This window comes from Antarcticimicrobium sp., from assembly GCF_029212575.1.
GTDB lineage: Bacteria > Pseudomonadota > Alphaproteobacteria > Rhodobacterales > Rhodobacteraceae > Antarcticimicrobium.
In genome coordinates, this window is the sequence record NZ_JARGPK010000042.1 from 1 (window position 1) to 21862 (window position 21862).

A 21862-nucleotide genomic window follows, 5' to 3' on the forward strand; every position below is an offset into this window, starting at 1 on the left:
AGCGCGCCAACATGATCGCCTCGGGCAAGATGTTCCTTGCCAATTCGCTGCCCGGCTTCATGCTGCCGATCTTTTCCTGGAATCCGCTGTTTCACAGCATCGACCAGTCGCGCGGCTTCGTCTTTCTCAACTACAACCCGATGAACAGCAGCTGGCAATACGCGGCATGGGTGGGCATCGTCCTGCTGATGATCGGGCTGATGGGCGAGTTTTATACCCGCCGCCATGCCTCGCTCAGCTGGAGCGCGCGGCGCTAGCGGGTCAGGTCGCCACCCTCAGGGTCAGATTCAGACGCCCGCCCCTTGGCAGCAGCCGCGAGGATTTGAACCGGATCCGGTCCACCCCGTGATAGGTGAGCCGCGCCGGTCCGCCCATCACCACCACGTCGCCGGAGTTCAGCCAGACCGTTTCCGTCCGGCCGCCACGGGTGGGATTGCCGATGCGAAACAACCCGTCGTCGCCGAGACTGACCGAGACCACGGGAAAGGAAAAGTCCGCCTCGTCCTTGTCCTGGTGCAGGCCCATGCGCGCGCCTTCGCCGTAGTAGTTGATCAGGCAGCAATCGGGGTCTCTTTCCAGTCCGGTCACGTCGCGCCAGATCTCCAGCACCTCTCGCGGGATCGGCGGCCAGTCCGCGCCGCCGGGATGGTGCGGTGCATAGCGATACCCCTTACGGTCCGAGACCCAGCCGAACCGTCCGGCCGAGGTCATCCGCACCGACATCTTGCGGCCGGACGGGGTTTCCGGCGTGAAGAGCGGTGCCGCCTTGAGCACCGGGCGCAATGCCTCGATCAGTGCCGCCTGGGCCGCCGCGTCAAGATAGGATTTCGCGATCTCGACATCGCGGATCGAAAGCCGGGTCATCACAACGCCCCCTGTCAGCCCAGCCCCCTCAGATCGCAGCAGAAATCACTCACAAATTCGTGAATACCGGCCGTCAAGGACGGTTGCAGGGGCTTTTCCTGCTCCCTATATACGCCGGGACGCACGACGCACCACCGCCGTGCCACATCATCGGGGCCGGGATGCCGTAACGGGTTCAGGCCTCGGGTAATCGCCTTGAAATTGAAAAGGGATCGAAACGCATGAGCAAAGTAATCGGGATCGACCTGGGAACCACCAACAGCTGTGTCGCCATCATGGACGGCGCGCAACCCAAGGTCATCGAAAATGCCGAAGGGGCCCGCACGACCCCCTCGATCGTCGCCTTCACCGACAACGAGCGGCTGGTCGGCCAGCCGGCGAAACGCCAGGCCGTCACCAACCCCGACGCCACCATCTTCGCCGTCAAGCGCCTGATCGGCCGCCGCACCACCGATGCGGAAGTGACGAAAGACCAGAAGATCGTCCCCTACAACATCATCGACGGCGGCAATGGCGACGCCTGGGTCGAAGCCAAGGGCGAGAAATATAGCCCGTCGCAAATCTCCGCCTTCATTCTGGGCAAGATGAAGGAAACCGCCGAAAGCTATCTCGGCGAAGAGGTGACGCAGGCCGTCATCACGGTTCCCGCCTATTTCAACGACGCCCAGCGCCAGGCGACCAAGGACGCCGGCAAGATCGCCGGGCTTGAGGTCCTGCGCATCATCAACGAGCCGACCGCGGCCGCGCTGGCCTATGGCCTCGACAAGAGCGAAAGCCACACCATCGCCGTCTACGACCTTGGCGGCGGCACCTTCGACGTGACCATCCTGGAGATCGATGACGGGCTGTTCGAAGTGAAGTCGACCAACGGCGACACCTTCCTGGGCGGCGAAGACTTTGACATGCGGATCGTCAATTACCTGGCCGACCAGTTCAAGAAAGAGCATGGCGTCGACCTGACCAAGGACAAGATGGCGCTGCAGCGGCTGAAGGAAGCCGCCGAAAAGGCCAAGATCGAGCTGTCAAGCTCGTCGCAGACCGAGATCAACCAGCCCTTCATCTCGATGGGGTCGGACGGCTCGCCGCTGCACATGGTCATGAAACTGACCCGCGCCAAGCTGGAAAGCCTGGTTGGCGATCTGATCAAGGCTTCGCTCAAGCCTTGCGCCGCGGCGCTGAAAGATGCCGGCCTGTCGGCCTCGGACATCGACGAGGTGGTTCTGGTCGGTGGTCAGACCCGGATGCCGAAGGTCTTTGAGGAAGTGACCAAGTTCTTCGGGAAAGAGCCGCACAAGGGTGTGAACCCGGATGAGGTTGTCGCCATGGGCGCCGCCATCCAGGCCGGCGTTCTGCAGGGCGACGTCAAGGACGTGGTGCTGCTCGACGTGACGCCGCTGAGCTTGGGGATCGAGACCCTGGGCGGCGTATTCACCCGGCTGATCGATCGCAATACCACCATCCCGACCAAGAAAAGCCAGGTCTTCTCGACCGCCGAGGACAACCAGGGCGCGGTGACCATCCGCGTGTTCCAGGGCGAACGGGAAATGGCCGCCGACAACAAGATGCTCGGCCAGTTCAATCTGGAGAACATCCCGCCGGCGCCGCGCGGCATGCCGCAGATCGAGGTGACATTCGACATCGACGCCAACGGCATCGTGTCGGTTTCCGCCAAGGATAAGGGCACCGGCAAGGAGCAGAAGATCACCATCCAGGCGTCGGGCGGTCTGTCCGACGAGGACATAGACAAGATGGTCAAGGACGCCGAGGAGAACGCCGAGGCGGACAAGGCCCGCCGCGAGCTGATCGAAGCCAAGAACCAGGCCGAAAGCCTGATCCATTCGACCGAGAAATCGGTCGAGGAGCATGGCGACAAGGTCGATCCCACGACCGTCGAGGCGATCGAACTGGCCATGGCCGCGCTCAAGGACGACCTTGAGAAGGAAGATGTCACTGCCGACAAGATCAAGTCGGGCCTGCAGAACGTGACCGAGGCTGCGATGAAGCTTGGCGAGGCCATCTACAAGGCCAGCCAGGAAGAGGCCGGCGAGGAGCCCAGCGCGGCCGATGCCGGTCCGGGCGAAGATGACATCGTCGATGCCGAGTTCGAAGACCTCGACGACGACAAGCGTTCCTGAGGTGTAACACCGGACAATGACGGGCCGGGCCGGTCTCCGGACCGGCCCGCATGCGTTCCGGGAAAAGGATAATGACCGATGTCAAAACGTGATTTTTACGACGTTCTGGGCGTGTCCAAGGGCGCATCGGCCGACGAGATCAAGAAAGCCTACCGCACCAAGGCCAAGGAGCTTCACCCGGACCGCAACAAGGACAACCCCGAGGCCGAGGCGCAATTCAAGGAGGCCAACGAGGCGTATGAGATCCTGAAGGACGCCGAGAAAAAGGCCGCCTACGACCGCTTCGGCCATGCCGCCTTCGAAGGCGGGATGGGCGGCGGACAGCGCCCCGGCGGCCCCGGATTCGGCGGCGGCGGTGGCGGCGGCGATTTCTCCAGCGCGTTCTCGGACGTGTTCGACGATCTGTTCGGCGACTTCATGGGCGGCCAGCGCGGCCGGCAGCGTGCGACGCGCGGTTCGGACCTGCGCTATAACCTGCGGGTGACCCTGGAAGAGGCCTATTCCGGCATCCAGAAAACCATCAACGTGCCCACCTCGGTGGCCTGTTCGGTCTGCGAGGGCACCGGCGCCGAGGGCGGGGTCGAGCCCTCCACCTGCCCCACCTGTTCCGGCATGGGCAAGGTCCGCGCACAGCAGGGCTTCTTTACCGTCGAACGCACCTGCCCGACCTGCTCGGGCATGGGCCAGATCATCAAGAACCCCTGCAAGGCCTGCGGCGGTGCCGGCCGGGTCGAGAAGGACCGCGCGCTGAGCGTGAACATCCCTGCGGGCGTGGAAACCGGCACCCGGATCCGGCTGGCCGGCGAGGGCGAGGCCGGGATGCGCGGCGGCCCGACCGGCGATCTCTATATCTTCGTCGAGGTCGCGCCGCATGAGCTGTTCGAGCGCGACGGGGTCAACCTCTATTGCCGGGTTCCGGTCAGCATGTCGACGGCGGCGCTGGGCGGCGCCATCGAGGTGCCGACCATCGATGGTGGACGCGGGCGGGTGCAGATCCCGGCCGGCAGCCAGTCCGGCCGGCAGATGCGCCTACGCGGCAAGGGCATGCCGCCGCTGCGCGGTGGCGGGCACGGCGACATGTTCATCGAACTGGCGGTGGAAACCCCGGTGAACCTGACCGGCCGCCAGAAGGAGATCCTGAAGGAGTTCGACGCGTTGAGCGAGGACAACAACCCGGAGAGCAAGACCTTCTTCTCGTCGGTCAAATCCTTCTGGGACAGCATGAAGGGGTGAGGCGCGCCCGGAAAAAGGTCCGGTGGACATTTTTCAGCGCCGAACGGGCGGAGCCCCGACCACTCGCTATAGTAGAGAAAAAGGCGCCTCTTGGGGCGCCTTTTTCCTTTTCCGGCGGTCCCCATTGATCACAACTCCCCCTGTCATCCCCGCGAAAGCGGGGACCTCCCTGGATTGGCGCAGGGTCTGAACGATCCCCGCCTGCGCCGGGATGACCGGGCACTCCGCTCTCATTCGTTAACCCCGCGTTTACCGCGCCGGCCGCAGCCTCTCCCGCATGACCCAGCCGCCCGCCTTTCACGAAGCTTCCGGTTCTCTCTTTTCCCCGGACGAGGCGCCGGAGATGCCGTTGCCGGCGGGGCGGCTGCCCTCATACATCCGCGATCACCGGCAACGATTGCGCGACCGGTTCATGACCGGCGGCGCCGGTGCGATGCCGGATTATGAATTGCTGGAGCTCTTGCTCTTCCGCTCGATCCCGCGGCGTGACGTGAAACCGCTGGCGCGCGCCCTGCTGGACCAGTTCGGCGATTTCAACCGCGTCCTCGCCGCCGCGCCCGAGCGGCTGGTCAAGGTTGACGGAATCGGCCCGTCGGTAATCGCCGACCTGAAGATCGTCGAGGCCGCCGCGCACCGGATGGCACGCGCCAAGGTGTTAAAGCGGCACGTGATTTCAAGCTGGGACGCGGTTCTGGATTATTGCCGCACCACGATGGCGCATCGGGATACGGAACAATTCCGCGTGCTTTACCTGGATACCAAGAACACCTTGATCGCGGATGAGGAACAGGGACGCGGCACCGTGGATCACGTGCCCGTTTATCCGCGCGAAGTGGCCAAGCGCGCGCTGGAGTTGAACGCCTCGGCGCTGATCCTTGTGCACAACCACCCCTCGGGCGATCCCAGCCCGTCGGAGGCCGACATCCGCATGACCGAAAAGATCAACGCGGCCTGCGCCGCGCTGGGGATCACGCTGCACGACCATCTGATCATCGGCAAGTCGCGCGAAATCAGTTTCCGGGCCGAGGGCCTTTTATAGGCTCACTTCACCCAGACCTCGACCCGCCGATTCACCTGACGGCCCCAGTCGCTGTCGTCACAGGCCATCGGCAGCGCCTCGCCAAAGGCCTCCACCGCCATCTCGACCCGCGGTTCGCCCGGTGTTTGCGCCATCTGTCGCACCGCGTCGCGTACCGCCTCGGCCCGTTTCATGGCAATGCGGCGGTTCGCCGAAGCCGGCCCCTGCCCGTCGCTGAACCCGACGAAAAGGAGTGTCGCCGAATCATATGCGCCGATCTCGATGGCGCGGGCCAGTTGGGCGATATTGGCGCGCGATTGCGCATCGGGCCGGACCGAGCCGGTTTCGAACCGAAAGGACGTCGATAGTCGCGCCAGCGGCCCCAGCGTTGCGATCATGCGCTGCAACTCGTCCAGCGGAATCTCTTCCCCGGCCGCGGCGATCGCGTTCGACAGCCGGTCGCCCTGGGTGTTGAGGGAAATCCGTTCCGGCGCCTGATCGACAAACCCCGCGCGCCGGATCACGATCTGTGCCGCCGGGCTTTGAACGTAGAGCAGAAACTCGCGCGCGACCTTGGGCAACCGCCGCGCCGGGAGGTAGAGGAACATCGGCGAGGTCAGCGGATAATCTTCGGTCTTGATCGTGCGTCGGCTGGCAGCGAGCGAGAAGCCACAGCTTCCGGTCAGGGTCAGCGCGCGGGCCGCGCCGGTCTCGGCAAAGCTGGCGATGCCGATGGCAAAGGGATCGGCGCTGACCGCGCGGGCCAGATCGCTGCTGCGGGCGTGGCGTTGCACTTCTTTCGCACGGTCAAGGCCCGCAGGATGCAAAAGCCTGTCCTCCACCGCCTGCGCAAGGCCCGTGCCCGCATCGGGCAAATGCAGGTCGATCGGCGCGTCCGGTCCGCCCAGCTCGGACCAGTTAATAATCTCTCCGGAAAAGATCCGGGCCAGTTCCGGCGTCGAGATCCGCCGCACCGGGTTTCCCGGCGCCACGATCGGCACCATCGCATCCAGCGCCAGAACGCGGCTTCGGTTGATGTCGGTCATGTCGCCCATCCCGGCCTCGAAGGCGCGGCGGCGTTCATCCTTGCGAATCTCGCGCATGGCCATGACGATGTCGGCCTCGTTGGCCAGAAGATCGGCGAACCCTTCGTCGGTGGTGCTGACGCGAAAGGTGAAATAGGCCATCGGTGCGCCGGTCTCGGGGCGCAGCAGGCTGTAGCGGAAGTGGCTTCCATCCAGGGTTTCGCGCGCGGCGCGCCATCCGTTGCGCAGGGCAAACCCCTCGACCAGCGCCGGCAACAGAACCTCCGCCATGGTCGATGAGCCCGACAGCGACAGTTCTGCCACGTAGTCGGTCAGGCTGGGGCATCCCGGCCCGTCGCAGGACACGCCAGAGCCGTCCACCGTCAACTCGCCGAACTTGGTGTCGACACGGTAGAATTCGCCGTCGAACCCCAACAGCGTGCCGGAAATTTCCACAGCACCGTCTGGCGATGTCAACGTGATGTCCTGCGCCAGCAAGGGAGCAGAAAGCGAAAAAAGAAAGAGTGCGGCGATTGCCGCCGCACGAGACCAATTCATGAGTGCCCTTGATTCATCCGCGGATTACTTTGCCGCGATCTTCAGGTCATCCAGCAGATTGTTCAACACCAGAAAATCACCAACCGCATCGCAACCCGGCACCGAGAGGTCAAGCTCCCGCGTCTGAACCCGGCCCTTTCCCTTGCGCTCAAGCAGTTGGGCGGAAATGTCGCGACCGCAGTTGCCCGGCGTCACCTCGGCCTCGACGCTCAGTGCAATGTCGCCGGCGCGGTCGGCGCGGGCCACGGGAAAGGTGTAGACCTCGGCCAGAAGCGGCGAAAGCGCATCGCCCTCGCCCAGGCGGATCACCGATCCGGTGGTGCGGCCGGCCGCGCCCTGAGCCTTGGCCCCGGACCAGACATGGCCCGGCTCGCCATAGCTTGCGCCGAATTCGAGCGCGTGGATCTGGAACCCGGCCTCTCCCTGCCATTGCAGGACGATCCGGTCGAAATCGGCGATATCCTCCACCCGCGCGGTGGCGACGGCGCCCTCTCCATTGTCGAAGGCGGCGATGAAAACGGCCCGTTCCGCCAGCGCCGGCACGGTCACGTCAAGGTTGCCCTGTACGTCGGTGATGGCGGTGAAGGTCATGCCGTTGTGGTGCACCACCAGGCGCGAATTGCCCAGACAGGGTGCGGCGACCGCAAGATCGACCATCGCCATCGGGCCGGGTGTTGCCCGGGCCGTCACGGCGCAGCCCAGTTCGGGCACCTCGGGATCTTTCGGGGTGGTCGGCAGCACAGTGTCGGGGGTGGATGCGGCCACGGGGGCGGGGAGAGACGGGGCGTTTGGACGATTTCGCGTCACATCGTCATCGGTTCGGGCCGCGGTCAGCGCGATCTTCTCGATATCCAGCGCGGAAACCTCGGCGATGCGCACCACATCGGGGCGCGGTGACGCGGCGGGCGCGTCCTTGGCCGAAGCCGGGGCGGGCGTGTAAGTCGGCGCGGGTTGCCCGCGCTGCATCACGTGGCCGATACCAAGCGCACAGGCAAGGGTGCCGCCAGCCAGGCCAATCAAACGCAGTTTGGACATCACATCCTCCGTCACCATTCGGGTCTGGTCAGATGTGCCCGGAAAACGCGGCCATCATGTGGCCACGCGTGGGAGTCATTCTGGCAACTTCATGTCGCGGGTCAGGTCAGCCGCCCGTGGCAATGCTTGAATTTCTTGCCGCTGCCGCAGGGGCATTTCTCGTTTCGGCCGGGGTTGCCCCAGGTGCTCGGGTCGTCCTCGACGAACCCGGGGACAGCACCGTCGCTTGCGACCGGCTCTCCCTTGGCTTCAGCCTCGGCGACATCGGCCTGCTGCTGAAGCTTTGCCTCCTGATCGACCATCTGCGCCATCATCTGGCGCTGCTCTTCCTCGGTCAGCGGGCGTACATGGGCCAACTGCTGGGTCACGGTTTCACGCAACCCGTCGAGCATGCCTTCGAACAGCTGAAAGCTCTCGGTCTTGTACTCGTTCAGCGGATCGCGCTGGGCATAGCCGCGGAACCCGATGACCGAACGCAGGTGCTCCAGCGTCACCAGGTGTTCGCGCCATTTGGTGTCGATCGTTTGCAAAAGAACCTGCTTTTCGATCTGCCGCATGTTCTCGGGGCCGAAATCGACCGCCTTTTTCGCCATCATCTCGTCGCTGGCCTTGACCAGGCGCTCGCGGATTTCCTCGTCGTCGACGCCCTCTTCGGCGGCCCATTCGATCACCGGAACGTCAAGGCCCAGCTTTTCGATCACCTGCGCGTAAAGCGCCTCGGTCTCCCACTGGTCGGCATAGGATTTCGGCGGCATGTAGGCATCGATCAGATCATCGATGACCTGGTGGCGCATGTCGCCCGCGATATCCGAGAGATCCTCGGCGGCCATGATCTCGCGCCGCTGGGAAAAGATCACCTTGCGCTGATCGTTCATCACATCGTCGAACTTGAGGATGTTCTTGCGCATGTCGAAGTTGCGACCCTCGACCTTGGCCTGGGCGCGCTCCAGCGATTTGTTGACCCAGGGGTGGATAATGGCCTCGCCCTCTTTCAGGCCCAGCGTCTTGAGCACCCGGTCCAGCCGCTCGGAGCCGAAGATACGCATCAGATCGTCTTCGAGGCTGAGGAAAAAGACGGTCCGGCCCGGGTCGCCCTGGCGGCCGGAGCGGCCGCGCAGCTGGTTGTCGATGCGGCGGCTTTCGTGGCGTTCCGAGGCGATCACGAACAGCCCGCCCGCCTCGATCACCTTTTGTTTTTCCGCTGCGTGCTTGGCTTCTTCCGCGGCGCGCAGTTCGGCCGGGTCGGCCTCCGGGTTCTCCTCCAGCGCGGCCATCACCTTCAGGTCGATGTTGCCGCCAAGCTGGATGTCGGTGCCGCGACCGGCCATGTTGGTGGCGATGGTCACCGAACCGAGACGGCCCGCATCCGCGACGATCTCGGCCTCGCGCTCGTGCTGGCGGGCGTTCAGCACGTTGTGGGTGATCCCCGCCTCATCCAGCATCTTCGACAGCGTTTCGGATTTTTCGATCGAGGTAGTCCCGACAAGAACCGGCTGTCCCTTTTCGTGGGCCTTGCCGATCTCTTCGATGATGGCCTTGTACTTTTCCGCGGTTGTGCGGAACACCTGATCGTCCTCGTCGATCCGCGCAATCGGCCGGTTGGTGGGAACCTCGACCACGCCAAGGCCGTAGATCTCGGCGAATTCATCGGCCTCGGTCGCCGCGGTGCCGGTCATCCCGGCGAGCTTTTCGTAGAGCCGGAAGAAGTTCTGGAAGGTGACGCTGGCCAGCGTCACGTTTTCGGGCTGGATCTCGACCTGTTCCTTGGCCTCGATGGCCTGGTGCAGCCCCTCGGACAGGCGGCGCCCCGGCATCATCCGGCCGGTGAATTCGTCGATCAGGACCACATCGCCATCGCGCACGATATAGTCCTTGTCCTTCTGGAACACCTTGTGCGCGCGCAGGCCCTGGTTGACATGGTGCACGATGGTCGTGCTTTCCGGGTCGTACAGCGTCTGGCCCTCGTCCAGCAGCCCGCGGGCGTGAAGCTGTTCCTCGAGAAACTCGTTGCCCTCTTCGGTAAAGGTCACGCCACGGGTCTTCTCGTCGAGCTCATAGTGATCGTCAGACAGCAGCGGGATGATCGCGTCGATGGTGCTGTACAGCTCGGACCGGTCGTCGGCCGGGCCGGAGATGATCAGCGGCGTGCGCGCCTCGTCGATCAGGATGCTGTCGACCTCGTCGACGATCGCGTAATAGTGATGCTTCTGGAACAGGTCCTTGAGCTCGGACTTCATGTTGTCGCGCAGGTAGTCGAAGCCGAACTCGTTGTTGGTGCCATAGGTCACGTCGGCCTCGTAGGCGCGGATCTTGTTTTCCGGCCCCATGCCGGACCAGATCACGTCGGCCCGCATGCCCAGCGCCTCGAAGACCTTGCCCATCCATTCGGAGTCGCGCTTGGCCAGGTAGTCGTTGACCGTGACCACATGCACGCCCTTGCCCACCAGCGCGTTGAGGTAGGCCGGGAAGGTGGCGACAAGCGTCTTGCCCTCGCCCGTCTTCATTTCCGAGATGTTGCCCTGGTGCAGGAAGATGCCGCCCATCAGCTGGGTGTCGAAGGCCCGCAGGCCCAGGGCGCGCCTGGCGCCCTCGCGCACGTTGGCAAAGGCCTCTGGCAAAAGGTCGTCGAGGCCCTCGCCCTCCTGCGCGCGCTTGCGCAACTCCTCGGTCTTGTCCTTGAGCCCCTGGTCACTGAGCTTTTCAAACTCGGGCTCCAGTGCGTTGATCTTCTCGACCAGCGGGCGTGTCGCCTTGATCTTGCGGTCGTTCGGCGTGCCGAATACCTTTTTGGCGAGTGTTCCGATACCCAGCATGTCTTCTCCAGCGGCTCTGACTTTTCGTGGTTTTGTCAGGCTTGCCCGCCCTGCGCACAACCCATAGATACGGGGGGAAAGACGGTCCTGACGTCGGCCTTAAGGCGATGTAAGGGGCGGTTGAAACAGTGTCAACGCCGCGCCCGGTCGCGGTCCAACGTTAGGATGATTCAATGCCCAAAGGTTTCACTTTCCTGCCTGCCCTTGCGATTGCCGCCGCGATGGCGCTGCCGGTCCGGGCAGAACCGCCCAGCGCCGACACCATTGTCGCCCGGGTCAACGGGCAGGAGATCAAGCTGGGCCACGTCATCATCGCCCGCGCCGCGCTACCGCAGCAGTACCAGCAGCTGCCGCCCGAGGTGCTTTACGATGCCATCGTCGAGCAGCTGATCCAGCAAAGCGCCCTGGAGCAGGCCTTTGCCGGCGAGGTGCCGAAGCGGGTCGCGCTGTCGCTTGAAAATGAGCGCCGCTCGCTTCTGGCCGGCGAAGAGATCGAGCGGATCATGGCCGGGGCGGCGGGCGACGCCGATCTGAAGGCCGCCTATGACACGACCTACGGCGCCGACTACGACGCGCAGGAGTTCAACGCAGCCCACATCCTCGTCGAGACCGAGGAGGAGGCCAAGGCGATCGCCTCCGAGCTCGAATCCGGCGCCGATTTCGCCGCGCTTGCCAAGGAGAAATCCACCGGCCCCTCGGGCCCAAACGGCGGAGCGCTGGGCTGGTTCGAAAAGGGCATGATGGTGCCCGAGTTCGAGGCGGCGGTCATGGCGCTGGAACCGGGCCAGATCTCGGACCCGGTGAAAACCCAGTTCGGCTGGCACGTGGTCAAGCTGAACGAAACCCGCGCCAAGGCGCCCCCCGCATTCGATGACGTGCGCGAGGAGCTGGCCGGAGAACTGCGCCAGAAGGCGGTCGCGGAACGGGCTGACGCCCTGGTGGCCGAGGCCACCGTCGAGCGCCCCGAGATCGAGGGGCTGGACCCCGGTGTGATCGGAACCCTCGACCTTTTGGAGAATTGAGAATTGGCCAAGATCGACCATGTATCGCCGCTTGCCCCCGCCGGGTTTCCGCAGATGCCGCGGATCGGCGGCGTGCGGTTCGCCGCCGGGGCGGCCGGGGTCCGCTACCAGGGTCGCGATGACGTGATGCTGGCGGTGATGCGCCCGGGGACCGCGGTGGCCGGGGTGTTCACCCGCTCCGCCACCCGCTCGGCCCCGGTTCTGGATTGCCAGGCCAAGCTGGGCGGCGCCTCCGACGGGCCCGCCGCGATCCTGGTCAACTCGGGCAATTCCAACGCCTTTACAGGGCATTACGGTCAAACCTCGGTTGCGGCTGTGACCGCGGCGGTGGCCAAGGCGACCGGGGTTGCACCCGGGCGGGTCTTTACCGCATCGACCGGCGTGATCGGCGAGCCGTTGCCGCATGAGCGAATCACCGCCAAGCTTGACGATCTGGCCGGTACACTCAGCGACGCGGCCATCGAGCCCGCCGCGCGCGCGATCATGACCACAGACACCTTTGCCAAGGGCGCCTGCGCCACGCTGGAGATCGACGGCACGCCGGTAAACATCGCCGGCATCGCCAAGGGCTCGGGGATGATTGCGCCGGACATGGCGACGATGCTGGTCTACATCTTTACCGACGCGGGTTTTGACCAGGGCGCGCTTCAGACGCTGCTGTCGAAACTGACCGGTACCACCTTCAATTGCATCACCGTCGACAGCGATACCTCGACCTCTGACAGCCTGATACTCTGCGCCACCGGCGCCGCGGGGGTCGACGCCACCGGAAACGCGGCGTTCGAATCCGCGCTGCATGGCGTGATGCTGGACCTTGCCCAGCAGGTCGTGCGCGATGGCGAAGGCGCGACCAAGTTCGTCGAGGTCCGGGTGACGGGTGCGGCCAACGACGCCGATGCCAAGACGCACGGGCTCTCGATCGCCAACTCGCCGCTGGTCAAGACCGCCATCGCCGGCGAGGATCCCAACTGGGGGCGCGTGGTTATGGCCATCGGCAAGTCCGGCGCCGCCGCCGACCGCGACCTGCTCAGCATCCGTTTTGGCGAGATCCTGGTGGCCGAAAAGGGCTGGGTTTCCCCCCACTACCGGGAGGCCGACGCTGCCGCCTACATGAAGGGGCAGGACCTGGTGATCGCCGTCGATCTTGGCCTCGCCGACGGGCGCGCCACGGTCTGGACCTGCGACCTGACCCACGGATATATCTCGATCAACGCGGATTACCGGTCGTGAAAACGGTTCTGGTCTCGGCCGTCGCGCTCATTGACGTTGACGGGCGGGTGTTGCTGGCGCAGCGGCCCGAGGGAAAGTCGATGGCCGGGCTGTGGGAGTTTCCGGGCGGCAAGGTCGAGCGCGGCGAAACACCGGAGGCGGCGCTGATTCGCGAGTTGGAGGAGGAGCTGGGGATCGACACCTGGGCCTCCTGCCTGGCGCCGCTGACCTTTGCCAGCCATGCCTACGAGGATTTTCACCTGCTGATGCCGCTTTTTGCCTGCCGAAAGTGGCAGGGCCAGCCCGTCGCGCGCGAGGGGCAGACGCTCAAATGGGTGCGGGCGCGCGACTTGCGCGACTATCCGATGCCGCCCGCGGATTTGCCGCTGATCCCGGTCTTACGCGACTTGCTGTAACGCCGGGCGGCGCAATTGCGTGGCGGATGGGGTCAAAAGCACCTGTTCTTGAACAGGAAATGCGTACATTTTGTGGAGTGTGACAGTTTGTTGCACAATATGTGAGCCTTTTGTGTATAGGTGTCTGTCCCACTTGTGGTGTAGCATTGAAGTGTCGCAACTGTTCAGGGAGGAACTGACGTGCTTCGGACCATCACAGTAGGTAGCTGTGTTTCGGTACAAGGAATTTTTGTCCGCGCGTTGTCGGACGGCCGAATCGCAGTTCGAGTCGGCAAGAAAATCTATCAAGGCAAGCCAGTTGAGGCCGCCGCTTAGGCCGCCAGAAATTTCCCGACCATGAAGAAAGGGGGGACGGCAATGATCTGCCGTCCCCCCTTTTCGTTCCTGGTTCCGTCTTCTGGCCGAATCACTCCAGCGTCCGGGTCACTTCCTCGCGCTCGAAGATCTCGATCACGTCGGCGGGACGGATATCGTCGTAGTTCTCGAAGGCCATGCCGCATTCCTGGCCCGACTGAACCTCGGCAACCTCGTCCTTGAACCGCTTCAGCGTCTTCAGCGTTCCCTCGTGGATCACCACGTTGTCGCGCAGGAGGCGAACCCCGGCCGACCGGCGGGCAACGCCCTCGGTGACCAGACAGCCGGCAACCTTGCCGACGCCGGTGACCTTGAACACTTCCTTGATCTCGGCATAGCCGATGAACTTTTCGCGCACCTCGGCCGACAGCAGGCCCGAGGCCGCGGCCTTCACATCGTCCACCAGGTCATAGATCACCGAGTAATAGCGGATCTCGACGCCCTTCTGGTTGGCCGCGTTCCGTGCCGGCGCATTGGCCCGCACGTTGAAGCCGATCACCGGTGCGCCCGAGGCCTCGGCCAGGCCGATGTCGGTTTCGGTGATGGCGCCGACGCCCGAATGCAGCACGCGCACCCGCACCTCGTCGTTGCCGACCTTTTCCAGCGCCTGAACGATGGCCTCGGCAGAGCCCTGCACGTCGGCCTTCACCAGAACCGGCAGTTCGGCCACGTTCTCGTCGTCCTTGGCCTTCTGCATGAGCTGTTCCAGCGTCGTCGCCGCACCGGCCGCGGCACGCTTTTCCTTGGCCTGTTCGTGACGGTACTCGGCGATCTCGCGGGCCTGCGCCTCGGTGTCGACCACGTTCAGAACATCACCGGCTTCCGGCGTGCCGTTGAGACCCAGCACTTCGACCGGAACCGACGGACCCGCATCCTTGACACGTTCGCCGCGGTCGTTCTCCATCGCGCGGACCTTGCCGTACTGCTCGCCGACGACAAAGATGTCGCCCTGGTGCAGCGTGCCCTGCTGGATCAGAACCGTGGCGACCGGGCCACGGCCCACGTCCAGTTTGGCCTCGATCACCGCACCTTGCGCAGCGCGCTCCGGGTTGGCCTTGAGTTCAAGGATCTCGGCCTGCAGCGCGACTGCTTCCAGAAGCTCGTCCAGGCCCTGACCGGTTATCGCCGAAACCTCGACATCCTGCACTTCGCCGGACATCTTTTCGACGATCACCTCGTGCTGCAGCAATTCGGCGCGCACCTTGTCGGGATCGGCCGAGTGTTTGTCGATCTTGTTGATCGCCACAATCATCGGCACGCCGGCCGCTTTCGCGTGGTGGATCGCCTCGATCGTCTGCGGCATGACCGAATCGTCGGCGGCAACGACGAGGATGACGATATCCGTCACCTGCGCCCCGCGCGACCGCATCGAGGTAAAGGCCGCGTGGCCCGGCGTATCGAGGAAGGTCAGCTTTGCGCCGTCCTTGGTCTTCACCTGGTAGGCGCCGATATGCTGGGTGATCCCGCCGGCCTCGCCCGAGGTCACGCTGGTGTCGCGCACCGCGTCGAGCAGCGAGGTCTTGCCGTGGTCCACATGGCCCATGATGGTGATGACCGGCGGACGCGACTTGAGATCCTCGGGGTTGTCCTCGACCTCCTTGATCACGTCCTCGACGTCGGCATCGGAAACCCGCACCACCCTGTGGCCGAATTCCTCGATGATCAGTTCGGCGGTGTCGGCGTCGATCGGTTGGTTCTGCGTGACCATCATCCCCATGTTCATCAGCGACTTGACCACATCTGCGACGCGCTCGGCCATGCGGTTGGCCAGCTCGCTGACCACGATGGTTTCGGGCAGCTGAACGTCACGCACGACCTTTTCGCGCTCGACAGCGCCGCCCATGGCCTTTTGACGGGCGCGCTCCTGCTTGCGCTTCATCGCGGCCATCGACCGTTGCCGACCACCTTCGCCGCCCGAAAGCGCCTGGTTCAGCGTCAGCTTGCCGGCACGGCGGCCGCCATCGTCGCGGCCCTTGCGCGGTGCCCGGGCGGGCTGCTCGCGCTCGACCTTGCGCACGGGTTGCAGGGCGGGCTTGCCGCGGACCGGTTCCGGTTCGGACGGTTGCGCCGGCGCGGCGGCGGCCTTGTTGGCGGCCTCCTCGGCTTCGCGCTTCTTGCGTTCCTCGTCCTCGGCTTTCTGGCGCGCGCGCTCTTCGGCCTCGCGCTGTTCGCGCTCCTTGGCCTCGGCCTCGGCGCGGCGGCGTTCACGGTCCTCGGCGCGCTGACGCTCGTCTTCCTCGCGCTGGCGGGCCTCCTGGACCTCTCGTGCCTTGGCAGCCTGAAGCGCCTTCAGCCGGCGCTCCATCTCCGCATCGGAAATACCGGCGGGGCGACGCGACGGATCGCCGGTCTTGGCCGACCCGCCTCCGGCCGATTTGGCCGGACCCTGTTTGGGCACGACAACGCGCTTGCGCTTGGTTTCCACCACGACGTTCTTGGTCCGGCCGTGGCTGAAACTCTGCTTCACGTTCCCCGGACGGGACCCGCTACGCAAACCCAATGTCTTTTTGCCGTCATTATCGCTCATAAAGCTTATTTTCCTTCCCGACGGCCGGTGCCGTCGTTCGTTTCGCGCAATCCTCGCAAGCGTTGCGCTTCCTCTACAACACGTTTGCCGAGTCCACCAGAGGCCAGCGCGGCATGTATCACAGTTTCACGACCAAAGGCCATGCCCAGCTCATCCGCCGTCAGCCAGCCGATGTAGCGGCCAAAATGCGGTGTGCTGAGCTTCGATTTTCCCCGTCCCGATCCATCGACTGCCTGGATCAGCACTTCGGCGTCCTCCCTGTCGAGCCAGGATTTCACCTTTTCATAACCCGACACCGCAGCGCCGGATTTGCGCGCCAGGCTGATCAGGTCGATCACCCGCCGGACCAATTGCCGCTCAACCACATCGATCAGATCCGGCGGCACCTTGACCTTCTGCTTCAGCCCGCGGGCAAACAGGTTCTTGTCAACCGACCGCTGTAGCGCCGCCCGGTCGGCGGCAACGTATACACCCCGACCGGGAAGTTTTTCCAGTATATCTGGCACCACCTCGCCGTCCGGTCCCATCACGAAACGGATCAGACCGCCCTTCGGCTGCACCTCGCCTGTGGCGATGCACTTCCGCTCGGGACCGTCCTGCCGGTCTTTCGAGGCGCCACCGCGACCCATGTCGGACCCAACGGGGCCTGAGATCAGGCCCCGGCCTCCGGGTTTGCCGCGGTATCGCCGTCGTCGTCCCCGGTCTCGGCGTCCTCTGCCAAAAGCTCCTCGGGATCGACCCAGCCAAGCTGGATACGCGCCGTCATGACCAGGTTCTGCGCCTCTTCCAGCGACACGTCGAAAGGTTCGAGAAGGCCGTCATCCTTGACCCGCTCTCCCTCGACCGTGGTCCAGCCGCCGGCCAGTTCCCAGTCTGCGCAGGTCGCGAAATCTTCCAGCGTCTTGATGTCGTCCTTGGCCAGCGCCTCGATCATCTGGGGTGTGAGGCCATCGAATTCAACCAGGCTGTCCTCGACACCCAGGGCGCGGGCATTCTCCAGCGCGGCCTTGGCCTGGGCCTCCAGATAGTCGCGCGCGCGCGCCTGAAGCTCCTCGGCGGTGCCCTCGTCGACCCCGTCGATCACCAGCAACTCGTCCTGTTCGACATAGGCAACCTCTTCGAGGTTGGTGAACCCTTCGGAGACCAGAAGCTGGGCAAAGAACTCGTCCAGGTCCAGCGTTTCCATGAACAGGCCGGTGCGCAGCTCGAATTCCTTCTGGCGGCGCGCGCTTTCCTCTTCCTCGGTCATGATGTCGATGTCGAGCGCGGTCAGCTGGCTGGCCAGCCGCACGTTCTGGCCGCGCCGGCCGATGGCCAGGCTCAGCTGCTCCTCGGGAACCACGACCTCGATCTTGCCGGCTTCCTCGTCCAGCACCACCTTCGACACCTCGGCCGGCTGCAGCGCGTTCACCAAGAAGGTCGGCATATCCTCGGACCACGGGATGATGTCGATCTTTTCACCCTGAAGCTCGTTCACCACCGCCTGCACCCGGCTGCCGCGCATGCCGACGCAGGCGCCGACCGGGTCGATCGAGTTGTCATAGGAAATCACCGCGATCTTGGCGCGGCTGCCCGGATCGCGGGCCACCGCCTTGATCTCGATGATGCCGTCGTAGATCTCCGGCACTTCCATCTTGAACAGCTCGGCCATGAATTCCGGCGCCGTGCGCGACAGGAAGATCTGCGGCCCGCGCGGTTCGCGGCGCACGTCCTTGATGAAACAGCGGATACGGTCGTTGGGGCGATAGCTTTCGCGGCCGATCTTCTCGTTGCGGCGCAGAATACCCTCGCCGGTGCCCACGTCGACGATGACGTTGCCGTATTCCTCGCGCTTGACGACGCCGTTGATGATGGTTCCGGCACGGTCCTTGAACTCTTCGAACTGGCGGTCCCGCTCGGCCTCGCGCACCTTTTGCAGGATCACCTGCTTGGCCGACTGGGCGGCGATCCGGCCCATTTCAACCGGGGGCACTTCTTCGACAAACTCGTCGCCGACTGCGGGGGCGTCAAGGTATTGCTTGGCCTGTTCGACGGTCATTTCCGCCTGGTAATTCTCCAGCTCTTCATCCTCGACCACGGTGCGCACGCGGGTAAAGCTCGCGCGGCCCGTCTTGCGGTCGATGGCGACGCGAATGTCCATCTCGGCGCCGTACCGGCTCTTGGCCGCGCGCGAGAGGCTCTCTTCCATCGCCTCGATCACCAGCCCGGGGTCGATCATCTTTTCGCGGGCCACCGCCTCGGCGGTCTGCAGAAGCTCAAGCTGGTTTGCGGAAGTGATTGCCATCACATGTCCTCCTCAACGGACCCTTCGGTCTCGATTTCGTCGAATTTGTCTTCGTCCAGGGCGCCGGCCGCCTTGCGCTGGCGCAGCATTTCCTTGATCAGGTCGTCGGTCAGGACCAGCTTGGCGTCGCTCAGCCAGTCGAAGGTCAGCCCGATCGTCACCGGCGCACCGTCCTCGTCGATGTTGATCAGAACCTCGTCCCCCTCGACCCCGGCCAGCATCCCCTTGAAGCGGCGGCGGCCGTCGATCAGCTCTGCGGTTTCCAGCTTGGCCTCGTAGCCCTCGTAGGTCTCGAAATCCTTCAGCCGGGTCAGCGGCCGGTCGATGCCGGGGCTGGACACCTCCAGCGTATAGGCATCCAGGATCGGATCCTCGACATCCAGAACCGCGCTGACCGCGTTGGAAATCTCGGCGCAATCGTCCACCTCGATGCCGCCATCGGGCCGATCGGCCATCACCTGCAGCGTGGTGGACTTGCCCGACATCAGCCGGACGCGCACCAGCTCAAACCCCAGATCCTCGATCGCGGGGGTGATGATCTCGGCCAGGCGCCGGTCGATCGCGGCCTTTGCTATCAGATCGTTGCTCATATCGTCCAAACACAAAAAAACGGGCGCGCGGCCCGTCAAATAATTCCGGTGGTGCCCCAGGCCAGAGCCTGACGCGCCGCTGTTGAGGGGCATATACGCCGCATGCCCCGAGTCTTCAAGCCTTCTCTTGAGGGTCGCGCGATTTCCCGGGAATCGGACCGGTCAGGGCGTCACGCGATCCACCACCGTTCGGCGATCCGCCCGTCGTCCAGCGCCGCCCTTGTGCCGATCTTGCCGGGAATGCCCACGCCGCGATGCGCCGCCAGCGCCATCTCCTCGACCGAGGGGTGATAACGGAACTCGCCCCGCCCCAGCAGGCCCTCGGGCGCCGGCAGTGCCGCCACATCGACGAAGCCGTCGCGCAGCGCCTCGGCGCGCACGACCTCGTCGGGAATCACCAGCACCTCGATGCTGTCAGCCCAGCCGGCGCGGCCGGCCTTGTAATGATCCGTCACCCGGGTGGCGCGGAAATGTCGGCCCGCCTGCGCCCGCTCCACCCGGTAGGCTCCGGTGCCCACCGCCCGGTCAAGCGGCACCTCGATCCCGCCTCCGGGGGCAACGATCCGGCCCGGCGCGGCAAGGTGATAGGGCAGGTCCGGATTGCCCTCGGCCAGTTCGATGCGCAGCGACAGCGGTCCGGTCGCCTCGACCCGCAGCACGCCCGGCACATCCCAGGCCAGGACCGAGGTCACCGCATCCCCGGCGCCCAGCATCCGGCCGTCGTGAAAGGGAATATCGCCGCGCAGGTCGAACCGCCAGTCGCGGGCGTCGGCGCCGCCGTGCCAGCTTTCCGCCAGTTCCGCGCGCAGCACCCCGTCCGGGCCAATCTCGGTCAGCCCGTCGTAGAGCGCCCCGCGCGCCACCTGCTCCAGGCTGCCGTCGCGCGGCACCGCCAGACGCAGACGCCCGCCCGGTCGCGGCGCGGCCTCCAGCGACACGCCGGTCGCCGCCAAAAGGGCGGCGGCCGCACCCGATGTGAACAGTGCGCGCCGGTCCAGACGTGTCATGCCATCGCCTCCGCGATCCGATCCATCACCCGCACCAGTTCGGAGCTGATTCCGGGCTCGGACAAAGCATGCCCCGCATTGCGCACCATCTTCAACTCTGCCATCGGCCAAAGCTCGTTCAGCTTCCAGGCTGCGCTGGGCGGGCAGATCATGTCATAGCGGCCCTGAACGATCACCCCCGGAATATGCGAGATGCGGCCCATGTTGGCCAGGATCTGCCCGTCGAACTCCAGGAACCCCGCATTGACGAAATAGTGATTCTCCAGCCGGGCAAAGGCGCGGGCGTAGTGGCCCGGGCTTTCGCCCGACCGGCCGTTGGACTGGATCGAGGCCAGCGCGTTTTCCCAGGCCGACCAGGCCCGGGCGTATTTGGTTTCCTCGTTCAGATCGCCCGAAAACAGCCGCCGATTGTACGCCGCGATCATGTCGCCACGCTCGTTCTCGGGAATCGGCGCCACGAACCGCGCCCAGGTCTCGGGCCAGAACCGCCCGGCGCCGCCGCCATAGAACCAGTCCAGCTCGCCCTGCGTCATCAGGAACACGCCGCGCAGGACCAGCTGCGTGACCCGCTCTGGATGCGTCTCGGCATAGATCAGCGACAACGTCGCCCCCCAGCTGCCGCCAAAAACGATCCACTCCTCGATTCCCAACAGAACCCGGATCCGCTCGATATCCGCCACCAGATGCCAGGTGGTGTTGTCGGTGATCGAGGCATGCGGCCGCGACCGGCCGCAGCCGCGCTGGTCGAACAGCACCACCCGGTAGATCTCGGGATCGAAATAGCGCCGCATCGCCGGGCTGCAGCCGCCCCCCGGGCCGCCATGCAGCACCACGACGGGTATGCCCTTGGGGTTGCCGCATTGCTCGACATAGACGCTGTGGCCTTGCCCGACATCGACCATCCGCTGATCGAACGGGTCGAACGGCGGGTAAAGATACTGCACTGCGCGCTTTTGATCCGGGAATTTGTCCATTACAGCCCTATATAACGTCTCGGAATAAAGATCGAACGGTGATCGGAATGCAAGTGTCTCAAACCACGGTCGACCCGTCTGAAATCGCGAAATTCGAAGCGATGGCTGCGGAATGGTGGGATCCGTCGGGTAAATTCAAGCCCCTGCACATGCTCAACCCCTGCCGGCTGGACTATATCACCGGCCAGATCGCGGGGGAGTTCGGCCGCGATCTTGCGGCGCAGCGCCCGTTCGAGGGGCTTCGGATCCTCGATATCGGCTGCGGCGGCGGGCTGCTTTCCGAACCGATGGCGCGGCTGGGCGCCACGGTGGTGGGTGCCGACGCGGCCGAGGGCAACCTGCCCGTCGCGCGCATCCACGCCGAGCAATCGGGACTCCGGATCGACTATCGCCACACCACCGCCGAGGCGATGGCCGCGGCAGGGGAACAGTTCGACGTGGTGCTGAACATGGAGGTGGTCGAACATGTGGCCGACCCGCTGTCCTATCTCACCGCCTGCCGGCAGTTGCTGAAACCGGGCGGGCTGCACATCTGCTCGACCATCAACCGCAACCCGAAATCCTACGCCGTCGCCATCCTCGGGGCCGAGGTGGTGATGCGCTGGCTGCCGCGCGGCACCCATGAGTGGTCAAAGTTCATCACCCCGGACGAGCTGTTCGAGCTGCTGGCGAATTCCGGGGTGGAACCCGTGGACCGCAAGGGCTTCGTGTTCAACCCGGTCGGCTGGAGCTGGAGCATTTCCGACCGCGACCTGAGCGTGAACTACGTCACGGCAAGCGTGAAGCGGGGCTGAAATC

At 64.8% G+C, this 21862-nt stretch carries 17 protein-coding genes and 1 pseudogene; 8 read left to right on the plus strand and 10 right to left on the minus strand.

Annotated elements, in window-relative coordinates; genetic code table 11:
* Nucleotides 1–257, plus strand: a pseudogene (locus tag P1U75_RS07485) (ABC transporter permease); the annotation flags it as partial.
* Nucleotides 258–261: 4 nt separating this feature from the next.
* On the opposite strand, the gene P1U75_RS07490 reads toward P1U75_RS07485, so the two are convergent.
* A complete protein-coding gene (locus P1U75_RS07490; RefSeq protein ID WP_300241619.1) occupies nucleotides 262–864 on the minus strand; it encodes an alpha-ketoglutarate-dependent dioxygenase AlkB in 603 nt (200 codons plus the stop codon).
* A 221-nt stretch (nucleotides 865–1085) separates the two neighbouring features.
* Between P1U75_RS07490 and dnaK the strand changes: the two genes are divergently transcribed.
* The 3 genes from dnaK (at nucleotide 1086) to radC (ending at nucleotide 5271) form a co-directional block, all read left to right on the plus strand.
* Nucleotides 1086–2999, plus strand: coding sequence for a molecular chaperone DnaK (gene dnaK, locus P1U75_RS07495; protein WP_300241622.1), 1914 nt, complete (start codon nucleotides 1086–1088; stop codon nucleotides 2997–2999).
* 78 nt (nucleotides 3000–3077) lie between these two features.
* A complete protein-coding gene (gene dnaJ, locus P1U75_RS07500; RefSeq protein WP_300241625.1) occupies nucleotides 3078–4232 on the plus strand; it encodes a molecular chaperone DnaJ in 1155 nt (384 codons plus the stop codon).
* Nucleotides 4233–4509: 277 nt separating this feature from the next.
* Nucleotides 4510–5271 (plus strand): DNA repair protein RadC, encoded by a 762-nt coding sequence (gene radC / locus P1U75_RS07505; RefSeq protein WP_300241627.1) that lies wholly within the window; start codon nucleotides 4510–4512, stop codon nucleotides 5269–5271.
* Between the two features lie 2 nt (nucleotides 5272–5273).
* Here radC and P1U75_RS07510 read toward each other — a convergent pair whose 3' ends face one another.
* From P1U75_RS07510 to secA, 3 genes are all read right to left on the minus strand, one after another.
* Nucleotides 5274–6833, minus strand: a complete 1560-nt coding sequence (locus P1U75_RS07510) for a phosphate ABC transporter substrate-binding/OmpA family protein (RefSeq protein ID WP_300241630.1) — start codon at nucleotides 6831–6833, stop codon at nucleotides 5274–5276.
* Between the two features lie 24 nt (nucleotides 6834–6857).
* Entirely contained in the window at nucleotides 6858–7868 is a 1011-nt protein-coding gene (locus P1U75_RS07515) for a hypothetical protein (protein WP_300241632.1), read from the minus strand.
* Nucleotides 7869–7969: 101 nt separating this feature from the next.
* Nucleotides 7970–10681 (minus strand): preprotein translocase subunit SecA, encoded by a 2712-nt coding sequence (secA, locus tag P1U75_RS07520; protein ID WP_300241634.1) that lies wholly within the window; start codon nucleotides 10679–10681, stop codon nucleotides 7970–7972.
* Nucleotides 10682–10854: 173 nt separating this feature from the next.
* Here secA and P1U75_RS07525 point away from each other — a divergent pair, with 173 nt between their 5' ends.
* From P1U75_RS07525 to mutT, 3 genes are read left to right on the plus strand one after another with little or no spacing between them, the layout of a single operon-like run.
* Nucleotides 10855–11703 carry a peptidylprolyl isomerase gene (locus P1U75_RS07525; RefSeq protein WP_300241636.1) on the plus strand — a complete coding sequence of 283 codons (849 nt, stop codon included), beginning with the start codon at nucleotides 10855–10857 and terminating at the stop codon, nucleotides 11701–11703.
* 3 nt (nucleotides 11704–11706) lie between these two features.
* A complete protein-coding gene (gene argJ, locus P1U75_RS07530) occupies nucleotides 11707–12933 on the plus strand; it encodes a bifunctional glutamate N-acetyltransferase/amino-acid acetyltransferase ArgJ (protein WP_300241638.1) in 1227 nt (408 codons plus the stop codon).
* Entirely contained in the window at nucleotides 12930–13328 is a 399-nt protein-coding gene (gene mutT, locus P1U75_RS07535) for an 8-oxo-dGTP diphosphatase MutT (RefSeq protein ID WP_300241640.1), read from the plus strand. The genes argJ and mutT overlap by 4 nt, the downstream gene beginning before the upstream one ends.
* 406 nt (nucleotides 13329–13734) lie before the next feature.
* Here the strand turns inward: mutT and infB are convergent, their stop codons facing one another.
* The 6 genes from infB to pip form a co-directional block, all read right to left on the minus strand.
* The gene (gene infB / locus P1U75_RS07540; RefSeq protein WP_300241642.1) at nucleotides 13735–16209 is read right to left on the minus strand and encodes a translation initiation factor IF-2; all 2475 of its coding nucleotides are present in this window, start codon (nucleotides 16207–16209) and stop codon (nucleotides 13735–13737) included.
* A 5-nt stretch (nucleotides 16210–16214) separates the two neighbouring features.
* A complete protein-coding gene (locus tag P1U75_RS07545) occupies nucleotides 16215–16838 on the minus strand; it encodes an RNA-binding protein (protein ID WP_300241644.1) in 624 nt (207 codons plus the stop codon).
* A gap of 23 nt (nucleotides 16839–16861) precedes the next feature.
* The gene (gene nusA, locus P1U75_RS07550; protein ID WP_300241648.1) at nucleotides 16862–18493 is read right to left on the minus strand and encodes a transcription termination factor NusA; all 1632 of its coding nucleotides are present in this window, start codon (nucleotides 18491–18493) and stop codon (nucleotides 16862–16864) included.
* A complete protein-coding gene (gene rimP, locus P1U75_RS07555; RefSeq protein WP_300241650.1) occupies nucleotides 18493–19083 on the minus strand; it encodes a ribosome maturation factor RimP in 591 nt (196 codons plus the stop codon). Before rimP ends, nusA begins: the two co-directional genes overlap by 1 nt.
* Before the next feature lie 170 nt (nucleotides 19084–19253).
* On the minus strand, nucleotides 19254–20090 hold the full coding sequence (locus tag P1U75_RS07560; RefSeq protein WP_300241652.1) for an ABC transporter substrate-binding protein: 837 nt from the start codon (nucleotides 20088–20090) through the stop codon (nucleotides 19254–19256).
* Nucleotides 20087–21064: a prolyl aminopeptidase gene (pip, locus tag P1U75_RS07565; RefSeq protein WP_300241654.1), complete on the minus strand. Its 978-nt coding sequence runs from the start codon at nucleotides 21062–21064 to the stop codon at nucleotides 20087–20089. Before pip ends, P1U75_RS07560 begins: the two co-directional genes overlap by 4 nt.
* A gap of 47 nt (nucleotides 21065–21111) precedes the next feature.
* Here pip and ubiG point away from each other — a divergent pair, with 47 nt between their 5' ends.
* Nucleotides 21112–21858, plus strand: a complete 747-nt coding sequence (gene ubiG, locus P1U75_RS07570) for a bifunctional 2-polyprenyl-6-hydroxyphenol methylase/3-demethylubiquinol 3-O-methyltransferase UbiG (RefSeq protein WP_300241656.1) — start codon at nucleotides 21112–21114, stop codon at nucleotides 21856–21858.
* The last annotated feature ends 4 nt before the right edge of the window (nucleotides 21859–21862 follow it).

What these genes read in the sequence shown, in the direction of transcription:
- P1U75_RS07490 (WP_300241619.1), bottom strand. Translation starts at nt 864, where the DNA reads ATGACCCGGCTTTCGATCCGCGATGTCGAGATCGCGAAATCCTATCTT.
- dnaK (WP_300241622.1), top strand. Translation starts at nt 1,086, where the DNA reads ATGAGCAAAGTAATCGGGATCGACCTGGGAACCACCAACAGCTGTGTC.
- dnaJ (WP_300241625.1), top strand. Translation starts at nt 3,078, where the DNA reads ATGTCAAAACGTGATTTTTACGACGTTCTGGGCGTGTCCAAGGGCGCA.
- radC (WP_300241627.1), top strand. Translation starts at nt 4,510, where the DNA reads ATGACCCAGCCGCCCGCCTTTCACGAAGCTTCCGGTTCTCTCTTTTCC.
- P1U75_RS07510 (WP_300241630.1), bottom strand. Translation starts at nt 6,833, where the DNA reads ATGAATTGGTCTCGTGCGGCGGCAATCGCCGCACTCTTTCTTTTTTCG.
- P1U75_RS07515 (WP_300241632.1), bottom strand. Translation starts at nt 7,868, where the DNA reads ATGTCCAAACTGCGTTTGATTGGCCTGGCTGGCGGCACCCTTGCCTGT.
- secA (WP_300241634.1), bottom strand. Translation starts at nt 10,681, where the DNA reads ATGCTGGGTATCGGAACACTCGCCAAAAAGGTATTCGGCACGCCGAAC.
- P1U75_RS07525 (WP_300241636.1), top strand. Translation starts at nt 10,855, where the DNA reads ATGCCCAAAGGTTTCACTTTCCTGCCTGCCCTTGCGATTGCCGCCGCG.
- infB (WP_300241642.1), bottom strand. Translation starts at nt 16,209, where the DNA reads ATGAGCGATAATGACGGCAAAAAGACATTGGGTTTGCGTAGCGGGTCC.
- P1U75_RS07545 (WP_300241644.1), bottom strand. Translation starts at nt 16,838, where the DNA reads ATGGGTCGCGGTGGCGCCTCGAAAGACCGGCAGGACGGTCCCGAGCGG.
- nusA (WP_300241648.1), bottom strand. Translation starts at nt 18,493, where the DNA reads ATGGCAATCACTTCCGCAAACCAGCTTGAGCTTCTGCAGACCGCCGAG.
- rimP (WP_300241650.1), bottom strand. Translation starts at nt 19,083, where the DNA reads ATGAGCAACGATCTGATAGCAAAGGCCGCGATCGACCGGCGCCTGGCC.
- P1U75_RS07560 (WP_300241652.1), bottom strand. Translation starts at nt 20,090, where the DNA reads ATGACACGTCTGGACCGGCGCGCACTGTTCACATCGGGTGCGGCCGCC.
- pip (WP_300241654.1), bottom strand. Translation starts at nt 21,064, where the DNA reads ATGGACAAATTCCCGGATCAAAAGCGCGCAGTGCAGTATCTTTACCCG.
- ubiG (WP_300241656.1), top strand. Translation starts at nt 21,112, where the DNA reads ATGCAAGTGTCTCAAACCACGGTCGACCCGTCTGAAATCGCGAAATTC.